This window comes from Pseudochrobactrum asaccharolyticum, assembly GCF_003314995.1.
GTDB lineage: Bacteria > Pseudomonadota > Alphaproteobacteria > Rhizobiales > Rhizobiaceae > Pseudochrobactrum > Pseudochrobactrum asaccharolyticum.
Window position 1 is genome coordinate 254,910 of the sequence record NZ_QNRH01000002.1, and the last position, 26,677, is coordinate 281,586.

Here is a 26,677-nt window from a genome sequence, read left to right on the forward strand (position 1 = left end):
TTCCGTCATTTACAAGCGCAGCTTACAGCACGCGCTGCCCTTCCCGCCACACTGAGCGTACCACCGGTATCGCATTTTGCATATGAACGCGAACCATATCAGCCCGTTTGCCCGATGCAAGTGTTCCGCGGTCTGCAAAACCGACAGCTTTCGCCGGATTGCGGGTAACCAGATTGATCGCCTGCGGCAGCGTATAACCATCAACCAATTGCGGCAGTGTATAAACCGCCTGTATCAGGCTGAAAGGAATATAGTCGGAGGACAGAATATCGAGATGACCGGCGGAAGCGAGATCACGCGCCGAGACATTGCCGGAATGGGATGAGCCGCGCACAATATTCGGTGCCCCCATCAAAACAGCCATACCGGCTTCTTTTGAGGCTTTAGCGGCTTCCAGCGTTGTCGGGAATTCTGCCACATGAATACCCTGTTCAATCGCTTCATCCACATGGGCAAGTGTCGCATCATCATGACTGGCCAGCGAAATACCTTTTGCCTGACAACGGGCAGCAATCTCTTTACGGAAACGATCGGAATTGGCGGCAGATTCTGCCAGGCGACGATCACAATAGGCCTCGAACTCCGCCTGTGTCATCTTCTGCTTACCCATATAATAGGTCTTATAGGCATCGAGACTGGCGAACTGACGCTGCCCCGGAGCGTGATCCATCAGCGAGGCAATTTTCACCTGAGGATTGTGCTCAAACAGTTCAAACGCATCAAGGCAATTCGGCGAAGACACTTCGCAGCGCAGATGCAAGTAATGGTCTGCACGCAGGCGGCTATTGTTCTGGCCATCAGCAATGGCATCAGCAAGCAGCACCATATCGTCAGAATTAATGTCGATATCGCCGTCCATACCAACGCGCAGGGCATCAAACACTGTAGTGATGCCGGAAGCAGCAATCTGTGCATCATGCGCCATCAGTGCCGCATCGGCATTCCAGCGGACTTTCGGGCGCGGTGCATAATGGTGTTCAAGATGATCGGTATGCAGTTCCACAACACCCGGCATCAGATAATCGCCGCCAAAATCTTCACCGCTTATGCCATTGCCAGCGCTGATATCAGCGATCTTTCCGTCACGGATCTGGATTGTACCGGTGATAACTTCATCCTCAAGGATGATGCGGGCATTTTTAAAAACGATATCGGAAGGGCGCGTGTCGCGTGTCATCGGAATTTTCCTGCTAACCAAAACTGTCCTGCATGATCGCTGTGATCATGCAGGACAGCTGTGGCCTACAGGAGTTTTGTGACAATCACACAACGCTGATTTGAAGTTTTTGTCTCATTTCTGTGAGACGCGGCGATCACCGGTCAAACGTGAGCGCAGCGCATTGGAAATGGCATCAAAGACAAACACCACGATCAAAATGAGGATCACCATATAGGCGACGTTTGCCCAGTTGGAGTTGGTGCGCATGGCTTCCCAAAGTTTCAGACCGATACCACCGGCACCCACCGCACCGATAATCGTTGCCGAGCGGGTATTGGACTCCCAGAAATACAGCATCTGACTGAGGAAGACCGGCATTACCTGCGGAATAACGCCATAACGCTGCACATTCGCCGGTGATGCACCAACCGATTTCACACCTTCACGCTGTTTATCGTCGATATTTTCCAGCGTTTCCGAATAGAGTTTACCCAGCGTACCAGTATCGGTGAAAAAGATCGCCGAAATACCAGCCAGCGGTCCCGGTCCGAAAGCACGGGTGAAGAACAGTGCCCAGATAAACATATCCACCGAGCGCAGGAAGTCGAACAGGCGCTTGGTAATCTGATTGGCGAAGAAGTTCGGTGTAATATTACGCGCGGCGATGAAAGCCAGCGGCAGCGCGAGCATACCGGCAAACAATGTACCGACAAAAGCCATGACAATCGTCTGCAGCATCTTGATCCAGACATCGCCGTGCTGCCATTCAGCATTGTTCCAGATATTATCAAAAGCCAGCGACAGATTGGACATTTCCGGTTTGATACGCTCACCGGAAACGATCAGTGATGTAACTTCACCAGCTGACTTACCCCAGAATGGCGAATTGGTATCGAACACAAAGTTCGGCCAGCCGAAGAAACGGCGATTAACGGTGATACGCTCCGGCATGATACGGGCTTCACCGGAGAAGCCGAAATCCACCTGCACTTCATCATTTTTCAGCACTGCCCATGACGGCAGCGGCTTATCATCAACAGGTCGGGCAGCATCAGCATCAATGCGCACATTCAGCACTTCGCCGCCATGCTCCACAACGACCGTATTACCACTGAGATGCAGCGCCTCAGAGCTGCCGAAAATCACACTGGTACGGCCATTGGCCTGCTGCACCCATTCCGGATCAGGATTCTTGCCCAGCACCGAAAAGCGCGGATAGGTTACTTTTGCCTCATCACCATTCATACGTATGGTCGGGCGCACTTCATAGGAGTACCACTGACGGGCAGTAATACCGGCACGATCCCACTGACCTTCCGACAGCACTGTGCCAATGGCAAAGAACCACCAGCTATAGGCCATATAGAGCACAATACCCAAACCGATCAGCGGCAATGTATAGCGCTTGGAAAACGGGCGGCGAAAGACCTGCGGATAACGGTTTTCGTAATCAGCAATCTGAGCGGCGTTTAAAGTCAAAGCTGTCATTTTTTACGCTCCGAACTGAAAGGCCTGAGCGCCGACAAGACGGCCGCGCAGCCATGCAGAGGTCTGATCCACCGCAATGATTGTAACGAGCAGCAGAAACACAATCGCCAGTGTTTTTGCCTGATGGCCATGACCGATTGACAGACGCAATGCCTCACCGATACCGCCGCCGCCAACCGCACCGATAATGGTGGATGCACGAACATTGATCTCGAAACGCAGGAAGGCATAGGACATGAAGTTCGGCATGACTTGCGGCACAATGCCGAAGCCGACACGCTCAAACCAGTTGGCACCGACGGCACGCAGGCCTTCTTCTGCCTTCATATCGGCATTCTCTACCACTTCGAAAAACAGCTTACCCAGAGCGCCGATCGTATGAATACCAACCGCAAAAATCGCAGGAATTGGCCCCAGCGAAAGAATGGCAGCGAAGAAACCGGCAATCACGATCTCAGGGAAAGCACGCAGAATTTCCATATAGCGGCGCACGAAGAAACGCAGTGCACGGCTGGTTGTCAGGTTTTTAGCTGCAAGGAAACACAGGATAAAACCAAAGAAAAAGCCGATCAAAGTTGCCATCATGGCAATATTGAGCGTCTCCAGCATCTTGTAGAAATATTCAGGAATATAAAAACCGCTGCCGAACAGATAGACGCGGCCTGCCTCATAATCATATTTCTGACTACCGTCGAAATAAGGTGACGGCAGATCAAACAGAGCCCGCCAAACTTCCCAGCCGTCACGCGGCACCATATCACCGACGAAATCGAAGAAATGCGGCAGACGCTCCCAGAATTTACCGGCATTGCTTTCATTGGCGAACCACAAAGATGCGGAGAGCGCCAGAAACAAGCCACCGATAATCAGCAGCGTATAGGTACGACGTCGGGAGGACAGCTCTCGCCAGTGCTGCTCAACCAAAGCGGCTTCACCGGACAGGGATGGCTTAGAAACAGAATGGGTCATCAGGCCCGCCTAAAAAAGAATAAAAAAATGCGGCCAGCATCATTCTTTGACACTGGCCGCAACTTAATCTTACTGACCGATCTGCGACTTACGTGCGTCGATAACCGGCTGGTAGAAATCTTTGTTCACTTCGATGTAGGACTTGAAATCGCCGCCCATTGTGGAAGCAAAGCACTCAGGATCGGTCTTTGGCAGATCCAGCATATAGGCTTTGAACTTGGCCTTCAGATCAGCATCAATGGCTGTGCGGATAACGATCGGGCCGTTCGGGATCAGCGGGGATTTCCAGACTTCTGTGAAGTCTTTCATATCGATCAGGCCTTTGTCGACCATCTTGCGCAGGTTACCGGATGTGTAACCTTCATCGAAGCTGCCAACGCCGGAGCCGAAAGTTGTACCGGCATCAAACTTGCCGTCTTTAACAGCCAGAACCAGATTTTCATGGCCGCCGCCAAAACCGGTTTCGTTGAAGTAATCTTTAACCGTCGCGCCGCTCAGATCTTTTGGCAGCGAAGTTACCGGAATGAGGTAGCCGGAAGTGGAATCCGGATCAGCAAAACCAAGCTTCTTGCCTTTCATATCGGCAATAGTCTTGATGCCGCTGTCCTTACGGGCAACCATGATCGAATAATAACCGGTCGAACCGTCAGTCTGTTCAGTGGTCAGGATCGGTTCAACAGCATCTTCTTTGGTCAGATAGATTTTGGCATAGCCGGAAGCGCCAAGCTCTGCATAATCTAGTGTGCCGCCGAGCAGACCCTGAATAACACCATCATAGTCAGCAGCAGGAAACAGTTTAACTTCCTTAACGCCGATTGCCTTTGGCAACTGGTCAATAATGCACTGGTAATTGCGCAGACGGTCGGCTTCGTTTTCGCCGCCGATAATACCAACGCGGAACACTTCAGGCTTATCTGCCTGCGCTGCGGTTGCGGTTGCCACTGCGGACAGCGCAACGGCGCCGAGCAAAAGCTTCTTGAAGGTCATGAACCATTCTCCTGTTAAACGATTATCGTTTGGTTTTGGATGAGTGTTATTGTGCGTCTGCAACGAGCTTTGCGACCTGTCGTGCCACTTGCGGGCTGACCGGAGGCTGCGGCTGTTCCAATGCTGTGGATGTCACCGCTTCCGAGAAGCTTTCATCATCAGCTTCGGCACCATAAATGCGGCGGGCTGCAGCCTGTGTCAGATCAGCAGGCGTACCATCGAACACAACGCGTCCGCCCTGCATACCGATAATCCGGTCGCAATAGGTGCGTGCTGTATCCAGCGTATGAAGATTGGTGATAACGGTCAGGCCTTCGCGCTGATTAATATCGCGCAATGCGCTCATCACGACCTGCGCATTGCGCGGATCAAGCGAGGCAATCGGCTCATCAGCAAGAATGACCTTCGGGCTTTGCATCAATGCACGGGCAATTGCCACGCGCTGCTGCTGACCACCGGAAAGTGTACCTGCCGGCTGCAAGGCGGTTTTGACAATATCCAGACGCTCAATATTGGCGATAGCCTGCGCACGCTCTTCGCGGGAGAAAATACCCATCAGGCTTTTGACCGTGGAGCGCTGATTTAGACGGCCAAGCAGCACATTGGTCAGCACATCAAGACGCGGCACCAGATTGAACTGCTGGAAAATCATTGCGCAATCACTGCGCCAACGACGTAATTCAGAGCCACGCAGACGCGATACATCCTGATCTTTGAAAACAATCGAACCGTCAGACGTATCAATCAGACGATTGATCATACGCAGCAGCGTGGATTTTCCCGCGCCCGATGCACCAATGATACCCACCATCTGGCCCTGCGGGATTTCCAGATTTACATCTGCAACCGCAGTATTACCGCCAAAACGACGGGTTACATTTTGAAGTTTAAGCATCAGCGCCCTCTATCAATTTCCATGCGAAATTAGGCGCGTGATATGAAACGAAAATGTAACTTATATTACATCTATATGAAAATTCTGAATCAGATTTTTGACAAAAAAGCCGCCGAAAATTCCGGCGGCTCTGTTCTGCTATTGGATTCAGCAGTTTGGCTAATCAACCGCCATGCTTTTCAAGAAAAGCTTCAATCTCAAGTTTACGAAAATCATCCAGTGCATCCCGCAGGCGCTGATGATCCCAGTCCCACCATGCCAGAGCTTCCAGACGCTCAACAATGCTGTCTGAAAAACGCTGACGAATGCGTTTGGCAGGCACGCCGCCAACAATCGTATAAGGCGCGACGTCTTTGGAAACGACCGCACCGGAACCGATGACCGCGCCATTGCCGATTTTAACACCAGGCAGAACGGTTACACCATGTCCCAGCCATGTATCATGACCAATGGTCACTTCATGAGCGCGGCGCCATTCAAAGAAATCCGCCTCCTGCTCGGCATCCGGCCAGTAATCATTGGCGCGATAGGTGAAGTGATGCAGTGTTGCGCGCCACATCGGGTGATTGGTGGCATTGATACGCACAGAGGCGGCAATATTCGCAAATTTACCGATCTTGGCGCACCAGACCATGCCGTCGCGCTCAATATAGGAATAGTCGCCCATTTCCGTTTCAGAAATACGACAACGGGTACCAATTTCCGTATAGCGACCGAATGTGCTGTCGGAAATTTCCGTATCCGGATGGATAAACGGCTGTTCTGACAATCTGGTCATGCATCTGCTCCCTGACGCACATAATCCGGAGCAAACTCGGTCACGTCAATGATACGGTCAGCCACGGCTTCACGCACATCTTCATCATGAAAAATGCCGAGCATCGCCACGCCTTCTGTTTTTTTGCGACGGATCAATTCCATAACAACTTCACGGTTTTTGGCATCGAGTGAGGCAGTTGGTTCATCGAGCAACAGAACCGGATGATCGGTGATGAAACCACGGGCAATATTCACACGCTGCTGCTCACCGCCGGAGAACGTGGCCGGCGGCAGATCCCACAGGCGCTGCGGCAGATTGAGCATGGCCAGCAATTCACGGACTTTATCCTGCGCCTGCTCGCGATCAACACCACGGGCAAATAACGGATCAGCCACCACATTCAGTGCGCTGACGCGTGGCACAGTGCGCAAAAACTGACTGACATAACCGATGGTATCACGACGTACAGCCATAACAGTGCGCGGATCAGCCGAGGCAATATCAATCTGCTTGCCGTGATGGCGCAGAATGATCTGGCCTTCGTCCACGGCATAATTGCCATAGACCATTTTCAGGATCGAGCTTTTACCGGCACCGGACGGGCCGCCAAGCACGGCACATTCACCGGCTTTCAGCGCAAAGAAAACATTATTCACCACCGGCAATTTAACACCGCCCTGCAAATGCATGGTGAAGCTCTTTGCCACTTCCGAGACAATAAGGGGCATAGTCATGATTAAACCTGCAAAATCGAGGAAACGAGCAGTTGCGTATAAGGAGCCTGCGGATCATCCAGCACGCGGTCGGTCAGACCGGCTTCAATAATATGACCGTCTTTCATCACCATCATGCGATGCGATAGCAGACGCGCTACAGCCAGATCGTGGGTCACAACAATCGCAGCCAGACCGAGATCAGCCACCAGACCGCGCAACAGATCGAGCAAACGTGCCTGCACGGATACGTCCAGACCACCGGTCGGCTCATCCATGAAAATCAGGCGCGGTGCAGTCACCAGATTGCGGGCGATCTGCAAACGCTGACGCATACCGCCGGAGAATGCACGCGGCTGATCATCAATACGGTCGGCAGAGATTTCCACACGACCAAGCCAGTCTGTCGCCGTTTCACGGATTTTACCGTAATGGCGATCACCGACAGCCATCAGACGCTCGCCGACATTGGCACCGGCGGAGACCGTCATACGCAAACCGTCAGAAGGGTTTTGGTGCACAAAGCCCCAGTCCGTACGCATCAAAAAGCGGCGTTCGGCCTCACTCATCCGGTACAGATCACGGAACTGGCCGTCACGCATCCGGTATTCGACAGCGCCGACAGAAGGCTGCAAGCGTGTGGCAAGACAGTTGAGCAATGTTGTCTTGCCCGAACCACTCTCGCCGACAATCGCCAGCACTTCACCCGGATACAGCTCAAAGGAAACATTGCTGCAACCAAGACGATTGCCGTAGAATTTCGACAATCCGTTTACACGCAGCAAAGGCGTATCATGATTTATATCGCTCATTGGGCTGCCTCCAGACCTGAGGACGCTTGTCCGATATCTTTGTTATTTGCAGAGAGATGACCAACATGGCCGTCGGCCTGTCGTGTTTCACAATAATCGGTGTCGGAGCAGACAAACATGCTGCCGCCCTTGTCATCCAGCACCACCTCGTCAAGATAGACGCCCTTGGCACCGCACATCGCGCAAGGCTGGGCAAATTTCTGCACCTCAAACGGGTGATCTTCGAAATCGAGGCTAACCACTTTGGTGTAAGGCGGCAGAGCGTAAATACGCTTCTCACGTCCTGCACCAAACAGCTGCAAGGCCGGTGACATATGCATTTTCGGATTGTCGAATTTCGGTGTCGGTGAAGGGTCCATCACATAACGGTCTTCGACTTTCACCGGATAGGCATAGGTCGTGGCGATATGGCCATGACGGGCAATATCTTCATAGAGTTTGACATGCATCAGGCCGTATTCTTCCAGTGCATGCATTTTGCGGGTCTCTGTCTCGCGTGGTTCCAGAAAACGCAACGGCTCAGGGATCGGTACCTGATAGACGAGGATCTGGCCTTCTTTGAGCGGTGCTTCTGGAATACGGTGACGGGTCTGGATGATGGTTGCATCTTCCGTGCGGGTCGTCACTTTAACCTGCGCGGTCTTTTCGAAGAATGCACGGATCGACACGGCATTGGTGGTATCATCCGCGCCCTGATCGATCACTTTCAGCGTGTCATCAGCGCCCAAAACCGCAGCGGTCACCTGCACACCACCGGTACCCCAGCCATAAGGCATCGGCATTTCACGGCTTGCAAAAGGCACCTGATAGCCCGGCACCGCAATGGCTTTAAGCAATGCACGGCGGATCATCCGCTTGGTCTGCTCATCAAGATAAGCAAAATTATAATTCGCTATAACAGTCATGGTTCAACCCTTTGCACCCTGTGCATAATGCTGCAGCCGCTGTTCAAGAGTGCCGGTATGCAACTCAAACAAATGGTTATCGTCATCATAGAAATAGAGGGACCGCCCTTCGCCCTCGATGCGCGGACGCGGCGGGCGCATCTCCAGTCCCAGCGCCATGATACGGGCGGCATAATCGTCGAAATCATCTTCCGCGATTTTGAACGCGATATGATTGTAGCTACGGGCAGGCAGCGCCTCGCCTTGCATCACCGCGATCCAGAGATCACCGATCAGAAAGAACTTTTCCTCGGAGAGTGAAAATTGCTGATCGCCGCTGGCATAGACTTCACGGGCATCGAAAACACCCGTGAGGATTTGCGTCATCCGCGCCAGATCCTTGGTGATGAAGGTGATATGAGAAAGACCTTCGATCATTCTGCGGCCTCGGCAAGATTGGCTTCCGCATTGCCATGCGCCTGTGCATATTCGGCACGCATACGGCGGATAAGATCAAGCTCAGCCTGAAAATCCACATAATGCGGCAATTTGAGATGCTCGACAAAGCCGGTCGACTGCACATTGTCGGAGTGGGAAATCACAAATTCCTCATCCTGTGCCGGTGCAGTAATGTCTTCTTCAAATTCTGCGGTGCGCAGCGCGCGGTCACAGAGCGACATCGACATCGCTTTGCGTTCGCTCTGACCGAAAACCAGACCATAGCCACGAGTGAATTGCGGCGGGCGCGTTGCAGAACCGGCAAACTGGTTGACCATCTGGCACTCAGTCACCTGTATACTGCCCAGCGACACCAGACCGCCAAGTTCCGGCACGTCCAGCTCAACTTCAACTTCACCGATGCGGATTTCACCCACGAACGGATGCGTGCGGCCATAACCGCGCTGTGTGGAGTAACCCAGCGCCAGCAGGAAGCCTTCATCGCCGCGTGCCAAAGCCTGCAAACGCAGATCGCGCTCCATCGGAAATGTCCACGGTTCGCGGGTCAGATCGCCCGGTACATGGCCTTCCGGCATCTCGCCATCCGGTTCGATCATGCCATTGGCACCGAGAATATCGGTCACACGCGGCATGTCTTCGTCGACTGTCTCATCATCGCGCTGCACACCTTGCGCCACAGGATGATCGCCGGACATTTCCGGATCCAGCAGACGGTGGGTGTAATCGAAAGTCGGTCCCAGAAGCTGGCCACCCGGCAGGTCTTTAAAGGTTGCGGAAATGCGACGCTCTGCCAGCATCTGCGCTGTGTCTAACGGCTCGGAATAGCCGAAGCGCGGCAAGGTGGTACGATAAGCACGCACCAGAAAAATCGCCTCGATCAGATCACCGCGCGACTGACGGATTGCCAGCGCTGCCAGCTCACGGTCATAAAGCGCGCCTTCGGCCATAGCGCGGTCAACGGCCAGACCCAGCTGCTCCACGATCTGCTCCAGCTGTAAGGCCGGTACTGAACGGTCACCACGGCGGCGGTCACCCAGCAACTGATGTGCATTCTGAATAGCGGCTTCACCGCCTTTAACTGCAACATACATGGTTCAATTTCCGTTTTTGATAAGTTTAGTACTGCGCGGCAGTGCGGCAACGGTTTTAGGTGCGGCAAAAACCAGATCCACACCACGCGGGAACAAGGCCGCATTCGCTGCCCATTGCTCACTGAAACGCACCGGCAAAGTGCTTGGCGCAAAATCACGGACATGCTCGATACCAGGCCCCTGAAGCTGCAGCGTCTGTGTGCCCGTAAAGCCGTCCAGCGCCATGATAATAGTGGCTGAACGATCAGGATATTCCGATGTGCCTTTGGCAAACACATCCAGCGGCGGCATCTGAGCAATATCGCTGACCAGCGCGAAATGCGCCTCACCAATTTCAGACACCAGCTCCAGACCGGTCTGGAACGAGAGCCATTCACGCACCGCGCTGCTTGCAGCCAAACGGCTGTCGAGCCAGACCTTGGTATCGTGATCAAACAGTGCCTGTGCAATAGCACCAAGCTCCGCTGTCAGCGGCAATGGCGGCTGTGTCTCCGCCGTCAGCGACTGGATGGTGCCCGGATTAGCCAGCGCATCCATCAATGCGCGAAAGCAGGTCTGCGCATCATAAACGGCATCAGCAAAACCGCCTTCAAAAGCCTGATTATCAAAAGCCATTAGTCGTCTCCCCGAACCATGGTGAAGAAGTCCACTTTCGTTGCCGCGGCTTCACGGCGACGCTGGGTGCTGCGCACATCAAGACGCTGTGCAATTTTCTGCAACAGATCACGTTCCACAGCCGCACGGCTCTGCGGCGCCTGCCACAAAGCATCAGCAATAGCTGCCAGACGCGCTTTTTCATGATCGCGGCCAAGCGCATAAGAATGACCAACAGAACCTTCCGAAGAAGCACCTGATGCCACGCGCACAGTCGCACGGGTCACGGTTGTCTCGCCCAGATTAAACGGTGCACCGCCGCCGCCAATCCGGCCACGCACCATCACCAGTCCGGTTTCAGGGCCGCGCAGTACATCGACCTGCGGCTGCTCTGATTGATTGCTCCAGAAGGAAGCCAGCTCCTGCAACTCCGCCTTTGCCAGCAAAGCAGCAACCTTACGTCGCTCGCCCTGCAAGTTATCGGGTAGATTTTCGGTTTCATTCTTCATTTGACACACCGCTCTAAATTGTCTATTTATCTATACAACTAGACATTAATTGTTGTCTTAAATGCTCTTGGTGACAAGCGCATGACAATCAGCGGGGCTGCGACAAAATAAATGGCAGAAACAACAAAAATCGCCCGCAACAGCGGCGTGGCTGTCTGGCGGCAAATTGCAGATGAGATTCGCAGGGAAATTAAACACGGCCATTTCAAGCGCGGCGAAAAACTGCCACCGGAAATGACACTGGCTGCCCGCTTTGGCGTCAACCGCCATACGGTGCGCAGCGCTATTGCGGCTTTAACACAGGAAGGCGTGTTACGGGCAGAGCAAGGGCGCGGGACTTTTATCGCCAATGCCAAGCGGCTGACCTACCCCATCAGCAAACGCACGCGCATGTCGACCAGCCTCGCCGAACAGATTACACAGCAGGAGCGGGTTATTCTCGCCCACAGGATTGAAAAGCCATCCGCTGAAGTTACCCATGCCCTGCAACTCAATGATGAGACTGCACAGGTGCATCATTTCGAGACATTATCCATTGCCGATGGCCAGCCGGTTTCCATGTCTGACAGCTGGTTTGATCAACAGCGCTTTCCGCAATTTGATGAATTTTACAAGGCTAGCGGTTCGGTTACACAGGCGCTGAAGCAATCGGGTATTGCTGATTATTTCCGCAAATCCACATTGATTTCCGCCCAGCATGCCAACGGACAGGATCTGCTGCATCTGAAGCTCACACCGGGTGCGATTGTGCTCACGGCTCAATCCCTCAATGTCGATACCAATGGCGTGCCGGTGGAATATTCAGCGACACGCTTTCCTGCTGATCGCATGGAATTCTCAATTGAGAGCATGTCGCTGAATGATGATTAGGCTTTAGGAGCAGCAACCTTTGCCTTGTAAATAAAGGCGTAGAATATCAGTGCTGCTGCCATACTCAGCCCCAGCGCATAGATCGGGAAAACCAGCGCTGAGCCACTGTGCAGCAGTGCCATGCCCTCTGTAAGCGCTGTGATCACCGCATAGTAGAACAGACCAAGTAAAGCACCTGCCGTGCCCAAAGCATCATGATAATGCTGCAATGCGCCATGCAGACAGGCGGTTGTCAGAAGGGTAAATCCGGCAAACAAAACCACGGAAAAACCGGTAAACAACACAAGATAAAGCTGTCCTGTTGTCAGCAGGCTCACGACCAGCAAACCGGCAGCGGCACAAGCCAGCAACAGAATACCTGCAATCATCACCGTCTGACTTGTATAGCCTGCCGTATTCAAACGGCGCATCACCATACCACCCCAGATACTGCCGGACACCACCAGCATACAAAGCGTGCCATAGGTAACGGGTGACAAGCCCTGCATATTAATCAGCAGAAACGGTGCCTCCGCATAGAAGCTGAAAATAATGCCGTTACCGATACCGATCAGCAGGCCTGTGCCGATCACCTGCGGATCACGCAGCATCCGTGCCAAAATCTGCATCAGGGATGATTTATGGTTCTGCTTTACCAGAGTTTCAGGAAAAGCCGCACAGACCAGCACCAGAGAGACAGCACCGAGCATCAGCAGCACCATGAAAGCGGTACGCCAGTCACCGAGCGTGACACTCAGACCGCCGATAAACGGCCCTGCTGCCGCGGAAACAGGAATGAGCATACCAATTGTTGTAAATACAACCACGCGACGCTCACCGCTGAATGCCTCACGGCAGACGGATTGAATCACCACCGAACAGCTGGCCGCACCGAAAGCCTGAATGAAACGTCCGCTATTGAGCACCCACAATGAGGATGCGGAAAGACAGATCAGGCAACCCAGCAGATACAATGCCAGTGTGATGATCATGGTTTTACGTCGCCCGATATGATCGGACACCTGCCCCCAGCATAAAACGCCAAGCGCGAAACCGGCAAAAAAGATGCTCAGTGTTGTTTGCGCCGCCGATGCGGAAATATTCAGACCCCGCGCCATATCGGTCAGAGAAGGCGTATAAATTGTTTCGCCGATTTGCGGCAGAGTAACCAGCAGCGCCAGAAGCAACAAAGCCGGTGTTTTACGGAGTGTCTCCGTTTGCGCAGCCAATGTGGTCATGGCGCATTCCTTTCTTTATTCAGAATTTGCGCCAGTTCTTAAAACAATCTAATAAGTAACATAAGCCTTGTTAAAATTACGATTTCATAACTAAAAGTTACGAATAGATGTCACCTAATTTTCGCGTTTCACCGCAGCAGATGCAAGTTTTTCTGGATATTGCCGAGGCTGGCAGCATTGCTGCTGCCGCCAAAAAGCTTGGGCTCACCGCTCCTGCCGTCAGCAAACAACTGGCAATGCTGGAGAACCAGCTGGAACTGGGGCTGATTGAACGCACCACACGACGTATGCAGCTGACACCGGCAGGCCGGATTTTCAAAGATTATGCGGCCGAGACATTACGCCTCCTGAGCGAACGGGAAAGCCGTTACCTTTCGGAAATGCGTGGCGAGCCATCCGGTACTTTACGTGTTGTTGCGGCACGTCCGCTGGCCACACAATTCCTGCTGCCGCATTTACACGAATTTACCAGCCGCTTTCCGCATATCACCCTTGATCTGGAGCTGGCTGAGCGCTTTCCGGATATTGAACAGGAAAATATTGATCTGATTTTCGGCATGACCATGCAAGGCACTGCCGGTCTGATCCAGCGCTCCATCGGCAAGACGGCCTATTGGCTCTGTGCCGCACCGTCCTATTTAGAGCGCCACGGTCACCCGCAACAACCGGACGATCTGAGCGAACATTATCTGATTGCCCATACAATGCGCCGCCATCCGAACAGACTGACATTCAGAGATCATCAGGAAGTGGCAATGCGCACAGTGCTGCGCCTCAATGATACATCAGCCATGCGGCAGGCTACCTGCCAAGGCACAGGCATTGTTTCCCTGCATCATTATATGGTTGAGGATATGATCCGCTCCGGCGAACTGATCCGCCTGCTGCCGGACTATGAATTACCGGCGGTGCCGGTGCATCTGTTCTACCGGAAAAGCGGACGCATTCTGCCTGCTCTGCGGCACTTCATTGATTTCGCCGTTAAGATTTGCAGAATTCAGTTATAAGTTTTGGTACAGCATCGACAAGTTCCCGCGTCGGCTCCGTTTGCGGGTTTTGCAGTACCTCATCCGGCACACCATGCTCAACAATCTCGCCCTCATGCAACACCAACATCCGCTCACAAAAAGCCCGTACCAATGCCAGATCATGCGAGATGAACAGATAAGCAATGCCATTTTCGCGCTGTAAATCGGCCAGCAGATTAAGGATTCTTGCACGCACGGATACGTCCAAAGCTGATACCGGTTCATCCATTACGATCAGATCAGGCTTGCACAACAGCGCACGGGCAATCGCCACACGCTGGCGCTGACCACCGGAGAGTTCACGCGGGTAGCGGTCAGCCATATCCGCTGTCAGGCCAACCCGTTGCAAGACTTCAGCAATTTGCTGGTTCGTGTGCTGCTGACTACCATGCAGAACCAAAGCTACCCGCAAAATCTGGCTGATCGTATGGCGCGGGTTAAAAGCCGCCAGAGAGTCCTGAAACACCATCTGGAATGCAGCCCGTTTTTCCCGCAGCGCGCTGCCCTGAAGAGCGGTAATATCGGTGCCGCTGAGAATGATCTTACCGCTATCCGGTTCGTTCAAACGCATAATCAGTCGTGCCAAAGTGCTTTTACCAGAACCGGAACGCCCGACCAGCGCCAGTGTCTCACCGGCATGAAGTGTGAGATTGATATTTTTCAAGCCTTTTGAAGGGTCTTTACCAAAGGCCTTATTGAGACCGGCAATCTGCAGAACCTCTTTCATAACACACCGTCAATCTCAGGCAGGTGCGGCTGCTTTTCCCAGTCCAGCCCGATATGAGTTGCCAGCAAAGCTTTGGTATAATCATGCTGCGGCGCGGTGATTACCTGTTCAACCGTGCCGAGCTCCACCAGTCTCCCGCGATAAAGCACGGCAATTCTATCGGCCAGTTGTGAAGCCAGCGCGATATCATGAGTCACAAACAGCATTGTCAACCCTTGCGCCCGCACCAGACCATCCAGCAATTGCGCCACATGATTTTGCACCACCGTATCCAGTGCACTGGTCGGCTCGTCAGCAATCAGCAATTGCGGCTCTGCAGCCAAAGCCGCGGCAATGGCAATACGCTGTTTTTGCCCGCCGGAGAATTCATGCGGATAGCTACGTAAGCGCTGCTGACTATCCGCAATCTGCACCTGCTGCATTAATTCTGCGGCTCTTTGGCGAGCTTCAGCCCAAGACGTTTTAAGATGCTTGACAATCACTTCCGCGATCTGGTCTCCCACCCGCATCATCGGATCAAGTGAGCCGTCAGGATCCTGAAACACCACACCAATATCACGACCGGCACGCGGCTCATGCGCTAAAGCAGAAAAGCGGATTGTACCGGCAGTTTTAGCATTTGCAGGCAAGAGACCGGCAATTGCCATGGCTAATGTAGTTTTACCGGAACCGCTCTCCCCAATCAGTGCCAGTCTTTCACCTTGCTTTAGCTCAAAACTGACCGGTTGCAACACCTGCTGCGCACCATAGCGAACCGTTAAGTCCTCTACGACAAGAAAGACCTCAGACATTGCTGCGCTCCCTCGCGGATGATGGGCGGCGCGTCAGCGCCTGTCCTGTGAGATGCACGGCAAGAACGGTGACCACCAAGGCCAGCCCGGGAATGATTGAGAGATAGGGAGCTGAGCGCAGCACGCTGCGCCCTTCTGCAATCATCGTGCCCCATGTCACGCTGTTCGGATCGCCAAAGCCCAAAAAGGCCAATGAGGCTTCAATCAGAATAGCCGCAGCGACCGAAACGGCTGCCAGCGATGCCGCAGGCCCAAAAGCATTGGGCAGAATTTCCCGAAAAGCAATGGAGAACGGCCCCTGCCCCAGCGTGCGGGCAGCGGCGACAAAATCGCGCTCGCGCAGAGACAGCACTTCAGCCCGTGTCACCCGCGCAGCCTGCGTCCAGCTACCAATGCTGATTGCAATAATCAGCGTCGGAATGCTTGGCCCCAGCACATTGATCATCGCCAGTGCCAGCAAAAAACCCGGCACAGTCTGAAACGCCTCAGTGATCCGCATCAGAACATTATCGGCAAAACCGCCGAGAAAACCAGCCAATGTGCCGATCAGACTACCGGCAATCAGCGCAGCGGCGGCGGAACTCAATGCCACCAGCAAAGTCGTGCGTGCGCCATGAAACAGCCCTGCCAGCACATCGCGCCCCAGCCGGTCCGTCCCGAGCCAATGGGCATAATTTGTGAATGGCCGGATTAGCGGTTCTCCGGCGATTGCCAGCGGATCACCGGCAAACAATAAAGGTGCAGACAGCGCCATTAGTCCTAGAAGTATCAGAAGACCAATACCGGCCTTACCCTGTCCGTCCAAATTCTGAAAAAATTTCATTGGCGCTGGCTCCGCACCCGCGGATCAAGCCGCGCATAGGCCAGATCAACCAGCAGATTGGCAATGATCACCGCGAAAGCACCAAACAAAATGACACCAAGCAACAAGGCTGTATCACGTTTGGCAACGGCCTCTGCAGCCAGACGACCAAAGCCCGGAATGGCAAAGACACTCTCGATCACCACACTGCCGCCGAGCATCACACCGGCCTGCAGACCTAACATTGTCACCACCGGTAAAACGGCATTACGGGCAATATGTCGCCAGATGATGCGGCGCGAAGAAATACCGCGTGCTTTCAGCGCCTGCACGAACATTTCCTGATGCAGATCAGCCATGCGATCCCGCATCAGCCTCAGATAGAGCGTGAGATAAACACTGGAAAGTGCCGTAACCGGCAGGATCAGATGACGGCTGATATCCGCTGCTCTGGCCAGCCCTGTTTTGCCGGATGCAATGGTTTCCAGCCCGCCGATTGGCAGCCAGCGCAATGTCACGCCGAAGATCACGATCAGCACCAAGCCCAGCCAGAAACCCGGCACGGCATAAAGTGCCAGTGACGTCAGCGATAACAACCGGTCGCGCCTGGAATGCGGTTTGGCACCGGCCACGATACCGAGCAGAGAACCGGCAAAAAATGCCAGAAACGTCGATACGCCCATCAGCAGTAATGTTGCCGGCAGCCGCTCCAGAATGACATCAAGCACCGGACGCTGAAAAGCCGAAGACCAGCCGAAATCACCGGAGAACAGCGCCGTGACATAGGCAAAGAACCGCTGCAACGGCCCCTGATCCAGCCCCCATGACTGACGCAAAGCTTCAAGCTGCTGCGCATCTGCCCCGCCCATCTGCGCCACATAAGCATCCACGGCATCGCCGGGGGCAGCTTCCAGAATAAGGAAGCTACCCACCAGAACAATACCCAGAACCGGAAGGATACTGGCAAGACGGCGGAGGAGAAACGGCACTGATATTTACTCTTGCAAACCGGTATTCGCCCAGCCGGAAACTGCCCAACGCGGATTATCCGAGACATTCTGCACGCGTTCGCTGGCAACCGTAATGAACGAGAAATCCGCAACATTGATCAGCGGCAGGTCTTCTGCCACCAGACGCTGCAAATCCTTATAGATACCTGCACGTAGCCCATCGTCCAAAGTCACTGCGCCCTTGGCAATCAGTACATCGACGGCCTCATTCTTATAGCCATATTGGTTGGTGAAAGGCGCACCGGCAGGCAAGCCGCTCTGGAACAGCACCGTTGTCGAGATTGCCGGATCAGAACGGTAGACCGGCGTTGCCACCGCGATATCAAAATCATGATCTGTGTAGACCGCTTTGAGGTGCGCCGGAGAATCATTGGCGACAATCACTGCATCAATGCCGATTTTCACCAAAGCCTGACGCAGATAATCGCCGAATTGCTTGGTTTCATTGAAGAATGGTGCAGGCAGCAGCTTCAGCTTCAAGCGGAAACCGTCAGCGCCCTTCTTATAACCGGCTTCGTCCAGCAGGCTTTCAGCCTTGGCAATATCAAATGCATATTGCTGCGTATCCGGCGCATAAAATACCGTATCAAAAGCCGGTACCGGCCCTGTCGCCGGTTTTGCATAGCCGAGGAAAATCGTCTTAACTACAAAGTCCTTATCAATCGCATGGGCGATAGCTTGGCGCACTTTCAGGTCAGCGAGTTCTTTGCGGCGATGATTAAGTTCGACACTCAGCTGATAAGTCAGCGCCTCATAACCATCGGCATAGACCTTCAACCCCGGCACTTTGGAAATTCGCTCCAGATCAGCCAGTGGCACAGCAGAGAAAGCAGCCAGCTGGATCTGATCGGCTTCCAGCGCATTACCCGCAGAAGCACGATCCGGCAGCACCTGATAGATGATCTCATCCAGTGCTGGTGCTGGCTTGTCCCAGTAGTTCTCATTGCGTTTCAGCAGATAATATTCACCCGGCTTATGATCGCCATAGACAAACGGCCCCGTACCTACCAGTTTCTCATTGGCCGGATTCTTGGCAATATCCGTGCCTTCATAAAGATGCTTCGGCAGCACTGAAGTCACTACCGGCAGGGCATTACGGATCAGCTGAAACGGTGTCGGCTCGGAGAAGCGGAAGACGGCAGTATGCTCGTCCGGTGTTTCAACGCTTTCCAGATTTTTGAAAACCGAGCGGCCGAGATTTTGCAGTTTCTTCCAAACCTCCAGCGCCGAGAATGCCACATCGGCAGAGGTGAACGGCTTGCCGTCATGCCATGTCACGCCTTCACGCAATTTGAATGTGGCAGACAAGCCATCTGCCGCACCTTCCCAACTGGTGGCCAGTAGCGGCTTCAAACCATCCGGCTGATCAACATTCACATAGGACTGCTCGGCCAGTTGCTCAATCACTTTGCTGGCAACAAAGAACACGCCATTGGAGGCGACAATTGCCGGATTAAGATTAGCCGGTTCGCTATCTGCCGCAACCACCAGACGACCGCCGCGATTGGGCACAACCGCTTCGCGGCGTGGCGATGTTGAACTTTGCGCCAAAGCAAAACGCGGCAGAACGTACAATGCTGCAAGACCGGCAGTTCCTGCCAGCAGCGCGCGTCGGTTAAGCGTCAATCTTGTCATAATAACCTGTCCCTCTGTAACCGCTTAAATCTTAAGCTTTTTCAATGCAGCGGCCAAAGCCTCAACCGCTTTTACTGCGAATTCCGGTTGCGCAGATGCCCCCATATGACCGATGCGCAAAACCTTGCCAGCTGTATCCTTGCGGCCAAGCGATACCAGCACATCATGGTCGCGCAGCATCAGATCACGCAAAGCCACATCGCTGATACCATTTGGCACTTTAAACACTGTCGCAGTCGGTGATACATAAGCTTCCTGACGCGGCCATAATTTCAACCCCAGCGCTTTGATACCTTCACGGGCGATTTGAGCTGTCTTGGCATGACGCGTCCAGACGCTGGAAGCGCCCTCCGCCAGATAAAGATCAAGCGCAGCATTGAGAGCATAAATTTCTGCAACCGACGGCGTTACCGGAAAAGCATTGCCAGCACGCCATGCCTCTTTCCAGTCCAGAAGACTCAGAAAAGATGCCCGTGGCGCATCCGGGTTAGAGGCCATTTTTTGCCATGCACGATCACTCACTGCCGCCAGCGTCAGCCCCGGTGTGCTGCCCAGACATTTGGACGGTGATGTAATGAAAATATCCGCATGCACAGTTTCAGGATGCACATCCATGCCGCCAAAAGATGAGACCGCATCAACAATCAGATAAGCGCCGTGACGTGCTGCAATCGCACCGATCTCCGCCAGAGGATTGAGCGTACCCGAGGGCGTATCGTGATGGCAAACTGCAATAATGCTGATGTCAGGGCGCTGTTTAATTGCGGCCTCTACAGCCTGCGGATCAATTATATCATCATAATCCACTGCCAGTTCAATAACTTCACGGCCATAGCGTGCTGCCCAAGGCCCGAAGCCCTTGCCATAAACGCCCGATACCAGATTAAGCACCACATCCTCACGGGCGATTAGACCCGCAGCAGCAGCCTCAATGCCGAGAATAGCCTCGCCCTGCATAATCACCGGCTGGTTACCGGTGCGCATGACCTGCGCCAGCTTCTCAATCACGCTTTGATAAAATGCCTGAAATGCATCCGTATAGTCATAGAAAACCGGCTGCCCCAATGCGCGCAGCACCTCCGGATAGGCAGGCACCGGACCGGTTGTGAGCATATAGGCAGGCACGTGAAGCATGGTGGCATTGACCTGTTGAAAAACAGCATCATAGGAGCGGTTTTGTGCTTCTCCAAGAGGGATAATTTTCCACGATCCGGATTTATTGAAATCTGATTTTCTTTTCCTGCGATTTACGGAAATACTCTGCTGCATAAATTTTATACGCATAGATATTCATCTCAGTCTGCATGCCTGATTTTCACCCGAATTTGTACCGGCAATTAACTTGATTATAAAAATCATATTTTATATAAGCGGCTTTGATCAGTATTTTTCATTTTCAGAGCGGCATGGATTTTTCGGACCCCGATGCGCCGCATAACAACGGCCAAAGCAAAATTGTAAAGCACGAAGATGCGGCACCGGACAGTGCCGGTCATTATCGTGAATTGCATAATTTTGCCCGCTCCAGAACCGGAGACACGGTATTGGCTGAAGATTTGGTGCAGGAAACCTATTTACGTGCTGTCAACAGCGACAGTTCCGAGCTGCGCAATATGCGCGCTTTCCTGTTTCGTATTCTCAACAATCTGGTGACCGATCATTTTCGCAAGTTACGCCGCACCCGTGAGCGTTTCAGCACAGCAGAAGTGCCGGATATTGCAGCGGATACCCAAAATGCCGAAGACCAGCTGATCGCGCGACAGCGCCTGAAAATCCTGCAGGAAGCGATTGATGAACTGCCGCCGCGCTGTCGCGAATGTTTCATTTTACGGCGTTTTGACGAGCTGTCTCATGCAGAAATTGCCACCCGCATGAATATTACCAGAAGTGCCGTAGAGAAACATCTTGCTGCCGCAACGGCACATTGTACAAGGCGGATGCGGGAGCGTGGATAATTATTTTTATAAATCAATGAGGAATTTGCCGTTCTCATTCGTCTACTCAACAGGAAGCCTATCAACATCACGATCACAGGGAATGAAACAGAACCTTTTATGAGAGACACAACAGAGCATCATATCCTTGAGCAAGCGGCTCTGTGGTTTGCCCGACAGGAAGACAATGCGCTTTCTGGCGCGGATCAGCGTGCCTTTGACGACTGGCTTGCCGCCAGCGCACGGCATCGTGCTGTCTATCATGAAGTATCCGGTATTTGGTATGAGACTGCGTTGCTGCCAAAACCGGCAATGCAGAATAATGTCATCCCGCTCCCTGCCAAAACTGCACCTCAGCGCCGTTCTGTTTTCACCCGATGGCAGTCCGTTGCCGCCGCTGGATTATTCGCAGCACTCGCACTTTCAGGCGCCTATCTTTATGATGTGCCGACCCGAATGCAGGCCGATATCTATACCGCCAAAGGACAAAGCGAGCGTGTTACCCTGCCCGATGGTTCTACTGCGGAGCTAAACACGGCTACCGCACTTGAAGTTCTCTACACGCCGCAAGAGCGCAGAATACGCCTGCTGAAAGGCGAAGCATTGTTCACCGTTGCCGCCGATAAAACCCGTCCGTTCCGTGTGGAAACCAATGAGGGGGAAGCCACAGCGCTCGGCACCATTTATGCTGTGCGTCAGGAACCGCAAAGCACTGAAGTGACCGTGCTGGAGAGTAAGGTCGCGATCAAAGGCAGTGCTGATCATGCACCGGCAACAGTGCTCAATGCAGATGAGACGGCACATTTCACCCGTAGTTCGGTCTCCTCAATCAGCACAATTGACGCCGATAGCGCAACCGCATGGCGGCGCGGCAAGCTGATGGTCACAGACCAGCCGCTTGGTGATGTTATCAATGAACTCAACCGCTACCATGCAGGGCTGATCCGCATCACCGATCCGGAAATCCGCGACCAGCGTGTGAGCGGCGTTTTTGATACGAAAAACACATCAACGGTTATCAATGATCTGGAAAGTGCCCTGAATATCCGCTCCACACGGCTCAGTAATTATCTGATTTTGCTGCATCGCTGAGTGCAGTAAAATATTTTCATAAAAAGATGATTATTTATATCCGGTTTTAAAGTGCTCGTTCGTCTACCGTTATGAATGTGCCTGTTGCACAGATTTACAGCGGAATTTGACAGTATGACCACGCGGATGAATGCCGGTTTGCGCCCTTCACAATTTCTGACAGCTTTACTGCTGAATTCGGCAGCCATTGCCGCTTTATCCGGTGGCGTTTTACTTTATGGCTCTGCCCCTGTTGCAGCCCAGCAAAGCGCCAGTTTCAGCTATGCCATTGCATCCGGCAATCTCACCACAGCGCTTAACCGCTTCGCCGACACCTCCCGCATCCGTCTTGTCTATGATGCGTCTGTTACCCGCGGGCTCTCCACCAACGGCGTCAAAGGCACCATGTCTGCAGAAGCCGCCCTCAGCCAGCTATTGTCAGGCAGCGGTATCAGCTATCATTTCACCTCGCCGACGTCTGTGACCCTCAATGCGCCTTCACCGGCAGCAACGGGCAATGCAGGCAGCGTGCCGGAAGGTGCAATCACCCTCAACACCATCACCATTGCCGGAAACAGCGCCATCGCTGCGGCGGATGCCACTTATTCCAGCCCCGGCTCGTCCACCTATCTGTCACAGGAAAAAATCGAGCTGTTTCGCGGTACATCTACCGGTGACTTTCTCAAAGGTCAGGCCGGTATTATGACCGGCGACAACCGCAATAGCGGTGCCATCGATATTAATATTCGCGGTATGCAGGGCTTTGGCCGTGTGCCGGTGGTGATTGATGGTGCACAGCAGCAAAACACTGTTTATCGCGGTTATTCCGGTGTGGCATCGCGCAACTATGTTGATCCGGATATGATAGGCGGCGTGGAGATTGTCAAAGGCCCTTCTGCCGGTGTCTATGGTGTGGGTGCCACCGGCGGTGTCGCTGTTATGCGCACCCTCACAGCTGATGACATCATCAAGGACGGGCAGGATACGGGCTGGCGGGTGCGCGGCAGCCTGATGAGCAACACCTCATCCCCACCGCCGGAAGGCACCACGGGCGGCCTCTATGGCGTGACCAAATCCTACATCACCGGTTGTAATACGACCTGCGTAATCCAGCCGATACCGGATGATGTTGCCAAAATGGATATGAGCAAATTTGGCAGCAAGACAGGTTTTGACCGTCCTGCGGTGCTGGAGCCAAGCTCCGGCTCCGGCAGTGTTGCCTTTGCCAAGCGCTGGGAGAATTTTGAACTCGTTGCTGCCTATACCCGCCGAAAGATCGGCAACTACCATGCAGGAACACGGGGTGAAACACCGCGGATCAAAAAGACCGTCAACCGCGTTGTGCGGCCTGGTCGTGGCGGACGGCCGGACACATGGATTGAGACAACATCCTTCGCGCTTGATGGTCTGAACCGCTACCGTGCAGGCGAAGAAGTGCTGAATACCTCGCAGGACAACACGTCTTATCTGCTCAAAGGCAAATTCATGCTGGAAGGCGGCCACACGCTTGATCTCGGTTATATGAAATATCAGAGCAAATTCGGTGAGCTGATGCCTTCTGTTATTATTCGCGGTGAAGGTGCAGTGCAGGCACCGCTCAGCGATGTGGATGTCGATACCTATACCGCGCGCTATAACTGGAAGCCGGATAATAATGATCTGATCAATCTCACCGCCAATCTCTGGCATACCAAAACCGAAACCGATATCCGCACGCCTTATGAGTTTTTCGGCGATGACTATACCCAAGGCTATTCGGATGTCGCCAAACGAACCGGCTTCGATCTTTCCAACGAGACCTTGTTCGATACGCGTTGGGGTGATGTAACACTGAATTACGGTGGCTCTTACACCTATGAGACGCTGGCGCCGTCAAAGCACCGCCCTAACACACCGGATGGCGGCACGCTGAATGCCCGTGACGGCTGGCGCAAAGAAACCAGCGGCTTCATTTCCGGTGAATGGAAACCGCTCGACTGGCTGAAATTTGACGGCACGCTGCGTTATACCAAAACCCATAGCTACGATAATGCCCTGACCCGTATTCCGACGAAAAATCCGGCAGATGCCTATTATCTGAACAATGAAGAAAAGAGTTCCGGCTTTGCGCCGATTGCTGCGGTGACGATCGAACCGCTGGACGGGCTGCAATTCTACACCCGCTACGCAGAGGCGATCCGCGCACCGAACCTGTTTGAAACAACATCAGGCTGGTCTTTTGATGCTTCACCGCTGCTGACACTCAAACCGGAACATGCCAAAAATTGGGAATTCGGCTCCAATCTCAAACTCGACAGCGTGTTTGACGGTGGTGATGAACTGCGCTTCAAAGTCGCTTATTTCAACAATCACATTGATAATTACCTCACCCGCACGATTGAAAATAAACCGGGTGAGAATATCGGCTCCACGACCATGCGTAATCTGGATTATGCAAAGTTCAAAGGCTATGAAATTTCAGCCCGCTATGACAATGGCTGGTTCTTCGGTGAGGCCTCCGGCATCTATTATACCGGAACCGAGTTCTGCACCACTGAACAAACCAACTCGCCATTGCGACCAAATTGTTTTGGCGGTGGTGTGCCGAGCGGCTATGCACAAATGCATCTGCCGCCAAAAAAATCCGGCTCGGTCACTCTGGGCACACGCTGGCTAGATGAGGCTCTGACTGTAGGTAGTCGTGTCACCTATACCGGAAAACGCGCTACTGAACTCGGCAATGCCACCAGCGGCGGCTATACCGCCGGTATCGAGTGGAGCCAATATACCTTGGTGGATATCTTCGCGAGCTATAAGATCAACGACGATACAACCTTTGATTTCAACATCGATAACCTCACCGATGTTTATTACATGGATGCGCTGACACTCGGCCTGATGCCCTCACCGGGGCGGACATTCCGCGCCAGTCTGACCGCAAAATTCTGATAAACACAGGCCAGAGAGCCAATCTCCGGCCTGTATAACCGGAATTCCGAGTTCCCATACGGAATGAAATGACGTAAAAGGCGCAAGATCAGTTTCTAACCAGCCGGCAAAACGGCAGAGCCTGATCTCTTTATGATCGCGCAATGCAACCTGTCTGCCATGAGACTGACTAGAGCGCCGTGTGCCAGACTTGCCACACAAAGGTCGCTCTAACACTCTAAAATTATGCTCTAGCGTCATATCATCAAAGGTATTCCAGAATTGCGCTCGCTTCTTCTTTCCGCTTCTGCCCTCACCGCTGTTACTTTTTCTGCCGCACTGACAATGCCTGTACAGGCTCAGGACGGCGCTAAAATCGCACCGAAAGTCATGGTCATCACCATGTTCGGTCAGGAAGCCAAGCCTTGGATTGAGGGCGAAAAATTCACCCAGCAGATCAAGCTGGCCGGTCTTAATCCTGAATATCCGAATGTTGACTGCACCGATGAAGGCCTGTGCCATACGACAACCGCCATGGGCTTTGCCAATGCGGCAAGCTCAGTATCGGCCATGGCGCTCAGCGAGAAATTCGATCTCTCCAAAACCTATTTTCTGATTGCCGGTATTGCCGGTGTTGATCCGAAACACGGCACACTCGGCTCCGCTCACTGGGCAAAATTTGCCGTTGATGCTGACCTCAACCACCGTATTGACCAGAGTGAAGTGCCTGATACATGGGAAACCGGTTCTTTTGCACTGGGTGCTGAAAACCCGACAGAAACAGCCAAATGGTCTGCCGGTACAGAAGTTTATGCTCTCAATGCCAAGCTGACCGACTATGCTTTCCGTGTGACCAAAGATGTGGAACTGCTGGATGGTGACGGCGCCAAAGCCTATCGCAAACATTACAAAGGCGATATTGCAACCGGCGCGCCGATTGTCAGCATCTGCGACACGCTTTCCAGCGACACCTACTGGCATGGCGTTAAAATGGCTCTGTTCATGGAAAAATGGGTTGAACTGCTCACCGATGGCAAAGCGACCTATTGCACCTCACAGATGGAAGACAATGCCACGCTGACCGCGCTGAAACGTGCATCCGAGGCCGGTAAACTGGATTTCGACCGTATTGCTCTGCTGCGTACCGCATCGAATTTCGACCGTCAGGGTGAAGATCAGACCGCTCTGGAATCGCTGAAATCAGAATCCGGCGGTTTCAAACTGGCCACGACCAATGCCTACCGCATCGGCAAAGCCTATACCCAGACTATTCTGACCGGCTGGGATAAATGGCAGGAAGCGCCGCAGACTGATAGCGCGAAATAATCGAACAAAAAAAAGCCCCCGAAGAGATCATCTTCGGGG

At 53.2% G+C, this 26,677-nt stretch carries 26 protein-coding genes; 6 read left to right on the forward strand and 20 right to left on the reverse strand.

The window, feature by feature from the left end; genetic code table 11:
* Positions 1–22: 22 nt before the first annotated feature.
* The 13 genes from DFR47_RS05755 to phnG all read right to left on the reverse strand — a co-directional run bounded on the left by DFR47_RS05755 (position 23) and on the right by phnG (position 11,320).
* Positions 23–1,177 carry an alpha-D-ribose 1-methylphosphonate 5-triphosphate diphosphatase gene (locus tag DFR47_RS05755; RefSeq protein ID WP_113943454.1) on the reverse strand — a complete coding sequence of 385 codons (1,155 nt, stop codon included), beginning with the start codon at positions 1,175–1,177 and terminating at the stop codon, positions 23–25.
* Positions 1,178–1,291: 114 nt separating this feature from the next.
* Positions 1,292–2,647, reverse strand: coding sequence for a phosphonate ABC transporter, permease protein PhnE (phnE, locus tag DFR47_RS05760; protein WP_113943455.1), 1,356 nt, complete (start codon positions 2,645–2,647; stop codon positions 1,292–1,294).
* Between the two features lie 3 nt (positions 2,648–2,650).
* On the reverse strand, positions 2,651–3,616 hold the full coding sequence (phnE, locus tag DFR47_RS05765) for a phosphonate ABC transporter, permease protein PhnE (RefSeq protein WP_113943456.1): 966 nt from the start codon (positions 3,614–3,616) through the stop codon (positions 2,651–2,653).
* Positions 3,617–3,685: 69 nt separating this feature from the next.
* Entirely contained in the window at positions 3,686–4,603 is a 918-nt protein-coding gene (gene phnD / locus DFR47_RS05770; RefSeq protein WP_113943457.1) for a phosphonate ABC transporter substrate-binding protein, read from the reverse strand.
* A 46-nt stretch (positions 4,604–4,649) separates the two neighbouring features.
* Positions 4,650–5,498, reverse strand: a complete 849-nt coding sequence (phnC, locus tag DFR47_RS05775; RefSeq protein ID WP_113943458.1) for a phosphonate ABC transporter ATP-binding protein — start codon at positions 5,496–5,498, stop codon at positions 4,650–4,652.
* Positions 5,499–5,661: 163 nt separating this feature from the next.
* A complete protein-coding gene (locus tag DFR47_RS05780; protein WP_113943459.1) occupies positions 5,662–6,276 on the reverse strand; it encodes an LbetaH domain-containing protein in 615 nt (204 codons plus the stop codon).
* On the reverse strand, positions 6,273–6,992 hold the full coding sequence (gene phnL / locus DFR47_RS05785) for a phosphonate C-P lyase system protein PhnL (RefSeq protein ID WP_113943460.1): 720 nt from the start codon (positions 6,990–6,992) through the stop codon (positions 6,273–6,275). Before phnL ends, DFR47_RS05780 begins: the two co-directional genes overlap by 4 nt.
* A gap of 2 nt (positions 6,993–6,994) precedes the next feature.
* Complete coding sequence (gene phnK, locus DFR47_RS05790; RefSeq protein WP_022710285.1) at positions 6,995–7,783, reverse strand: phosphonate C-P lyase system protein PhnK; 789 nt, start codon at positions 7,781–7,783, stop codon at positions 6,995–6,997.
* A complete protein-coding gene (locus tag DFR47_RS05795) occupies positions 7,780–8,688 on the reverse strand; it encodes an alpha-D-ribose 1-methylphosphonate 5-phosphate C-P-lyase PhnJ (protein ID WP_113943461.1) in 909 nt (302 codons plus the stop codon). Before DFR47_RS05795 ends, phnK begins: the two co-directional genes overlap by 4 nt.
* Positions 8,689–8,691: 3 nt before the next feature.
* A complete protein-coding gene (fosX, locus tag DFR47_RS05800) occupies positions 8,692–9,105 on the reverse strand; it encodes a FosX/FosE/FosI family fosfomycin resistance hydrolase (protein WP_113943462.1) in 414 nt (137 codons plus the stop codon).
* Entirely contained in the window at positions 9,102–10,217 is a 1,116-nt protein-coding gene (locus DFR47_RS05805) for a carbon-phosphorus lyase complex subunit (RefSeq protein ID WP_113943463.1), read from the reverse strand. The genes fosX and DFR47_RS05805 overlap by 4 nt, the downstream gene beginning before the upstream one ends.
* Before the next feature lie 3 nt (positions 10,218–10,220).
* Positions 10,221–10,832, reverse strand: coding sequence for a phosphonate C-P lyase system protein PhnH (gene phnH / locus DFR47_RS05810; protein WP_113943464.1), 612 nt, complete (start codon positions 10,830–10,832; stop codon positions 10,221–10,223).
* On the reverse strand, positions 10,832–11,320 hold the full coding sequence (phnG, locus tag DFR47_RS05815) for a phosphonate C-P lyase system protein PhnG (protein ID WP_113943465.1): 489 nt from the start codon (positions 11,318–11,320) through the stop codon (positions 10,832–10,834). Before phnG ends, phnH begins: the two co-directional genes overlap by 1 nt.
* A 111-nt stretch (positions 11,321–11,431) precedes the next feature.
* Here phnG and phnF point away from each other — a divergent pair, with 111 nt between their 5' ends.
* Entirely contained in the window at positions 11,432–12,190 is a 759-nt protein-coding gene (gene phnF, locus DFR47_RS05820; RefSeq protein ID WP_113943466.1) for a phosphonate metabolism transcriptional regulator PhnF, read from the forward strand.
* On the opposite strand, the gene DFR47_RS05825 is transcribed toward phnF, so the two are convergent.
* The gene (locus DFR47_RS05825; protein WP_113943467.1) at positions 12,187–13,407 is read right to left on the reverse strand and encodes a multidrug effflux MFS transporter; all 1,221 of its coding nucleotides are present in this window, start codon (positions 13,405–13,407) and stop codon (positions 12,187–12,189) included. The two genes, phnF and DFR47_RS05825, sit on opposite strands and share 4 nt — an antisense overlap.
* Before the next feature lie 107 nt (positions 13,408–13,514).
* Between DFR47_RS05825 and DFR47_RS05830 the strand changes: the two genes are divergently transcribed.
* Entirely contained in the window at positions 13,515–14,414 is a 900-nt protein-coding gene (locus DFR47_RS05830) for a LysR family transcriptional regulator (RefSeq protein ID WP_113943468.1), read from the forward strand.
* On the opposite strand, the gene DFR47_RS05835 is transcribed toward DFR47_RS05830, so the two are convergent.
* Genes DFR47_RS05835 through ppaT form a run of 6 tightly spaced genes read right to left on the reverse strand, consistent with a single transcriptional unit; the run spans position 14,389 to position 20,534 of the window.
* The gene (locus DFR47_RS05835; RefSeq protein WP_113943469.1) at positions 14,389–15,162 is read right to left on the reverse strand and encodes an ABC transporter ATP-binding protein; all 774 of its coding nucleotides are present in this window, start codon (positions 15,160–15,162) and stop codon (positions 14,389–14,391) included. The two genes, DFR47_RS05830 and DFR47_RS05835, sit on opposite strands and share 26 nt — an antisense overlap.
* Positions 15,159–15,953: an ABC transporter ATP-binding protein gene (locus DFR47_RS05840; RefSeq protein WP_113943470.1), complete on the reverse strand. Its 795-nt coding sequence runs from the start codon at positions 15,951–15,953 to the stop codon at positions 15,159–15,161. Before DFR47_RS05840 ends, DFR47_RS05835 begins: the two co-directional genes overlap by 4 nt.
* Positions 15,946–16,776, reverse strand: coding sequence for an ABC transporter permease (locus DFR47_RS05845; protein ID WP_113943471.1), 831 nt, complete (start codon positions 16,774–16,776; stop codon positions 15,946–15,948). The genes DFR47_RS05840 and DFR47_RS05845 overlap by 8 nt, the downstream gene beginning before the upstream one ends.
* Positions 16,773–17,750: an ABC transporter permease gene (locus tag DFR47_RS05850; RefSeq protein WP_113943472.1), complete on the reverse strand. Its 978-nt coding sequence runs from the start codon at positions 17,748–17,750 to the stop codon at positions 16,773–16,775. The genes DFR47_RS05845 and DFR47_RS05850 overlap by 4 nt, the downstream gene beginning before the upstream one ends.
* Positions 17,751–19,400 carry an ABC transporter substrate-binding protein gene (locus tag DFR47_RS05855; RefSeq protein WP_113943473.1) on the reverse strand — a complete coding sequence of 550 codons (1,650 nt, stop codon included), beginning with the start codon at positions 19,398–19,400 and terminating at the stop codon, positions 17,751–17,753.
* A gap of 24 nt (positions 19,401–19,424) precedes the next feature.
* Complete coding sequence (gene ppaT / locus DFR47_RS05860; RefSeq protein WP_245416464.1) at positions 19,425–20,534, reverse strand: pyridoxamine--pyruvate transaminase; 1,110 nt, start codon at positions 20,532–20,534, stop codon at positions 19,425–19,427.
* A gap of 272 nt (positions 20,535–20,806) precedes the next feature.
* Here ppaT and DFR47_RS05865 point away from each other — a divergent pair, with 272 nt between their 5' ends.
* The 4 genes from DFR47_RS05865 to DFR47_RS05880 all read left to right on the forward strand — a co-directional run bounded on the left by DFR47_RS05865 (position 20,807) and on the right by DFR47_RS05880 (position 26,638).
* Positions 20,807–21,355 (forward strand): RNA polymerase sigma factor, encoded by a 549-nt coding sequence (locus tag DFR47_RS05865; RefSeq protein ID WP_147245498.1) that lies wholly within the window; start codon positions 20,807–20,809, stop codon positions 21,353–21,355.
* 99 nt (positions 21,356–21,454) lie between these two features.
* Positions 21,455–22,426, forward strand: coding sequence for a FecR family protein (locus DFR47_RS05870; protein ID WP_113943475.1), 972 nt, complete (start codon positions 21,455–21,457; stop codon positions 22,424–22,426).
* 114 nt (positions 22,427–22,540) lie between these two features.
* A complete protein-coding gene (locus DFR47_RS05875) occupies positions 22,541–25,333 on the forward strand; it encodes a TonB-dependent receptor (RefSeq protein WP_170137450.1) in 2,793 nt (930 codons plus the stop codon).
* Positions 25,334–25,657: 324 nt separating this feature from the next.
* Positions 25,658–26,638 carry a purine-nucleoside phosphorylase gene (locus tag DFR47_RS05880; RefSeq protein ID WP_113943936.1) on the forward strand — a complete coding sequence of 327 codons (981 nt, stop codon included), beginning with the start codon at positions 25,658–25,660 and terminating at the stop codon, positions 26,636–26,638.
* Positions 26,639–26,677: the final 39 nt, after the last annotated feature.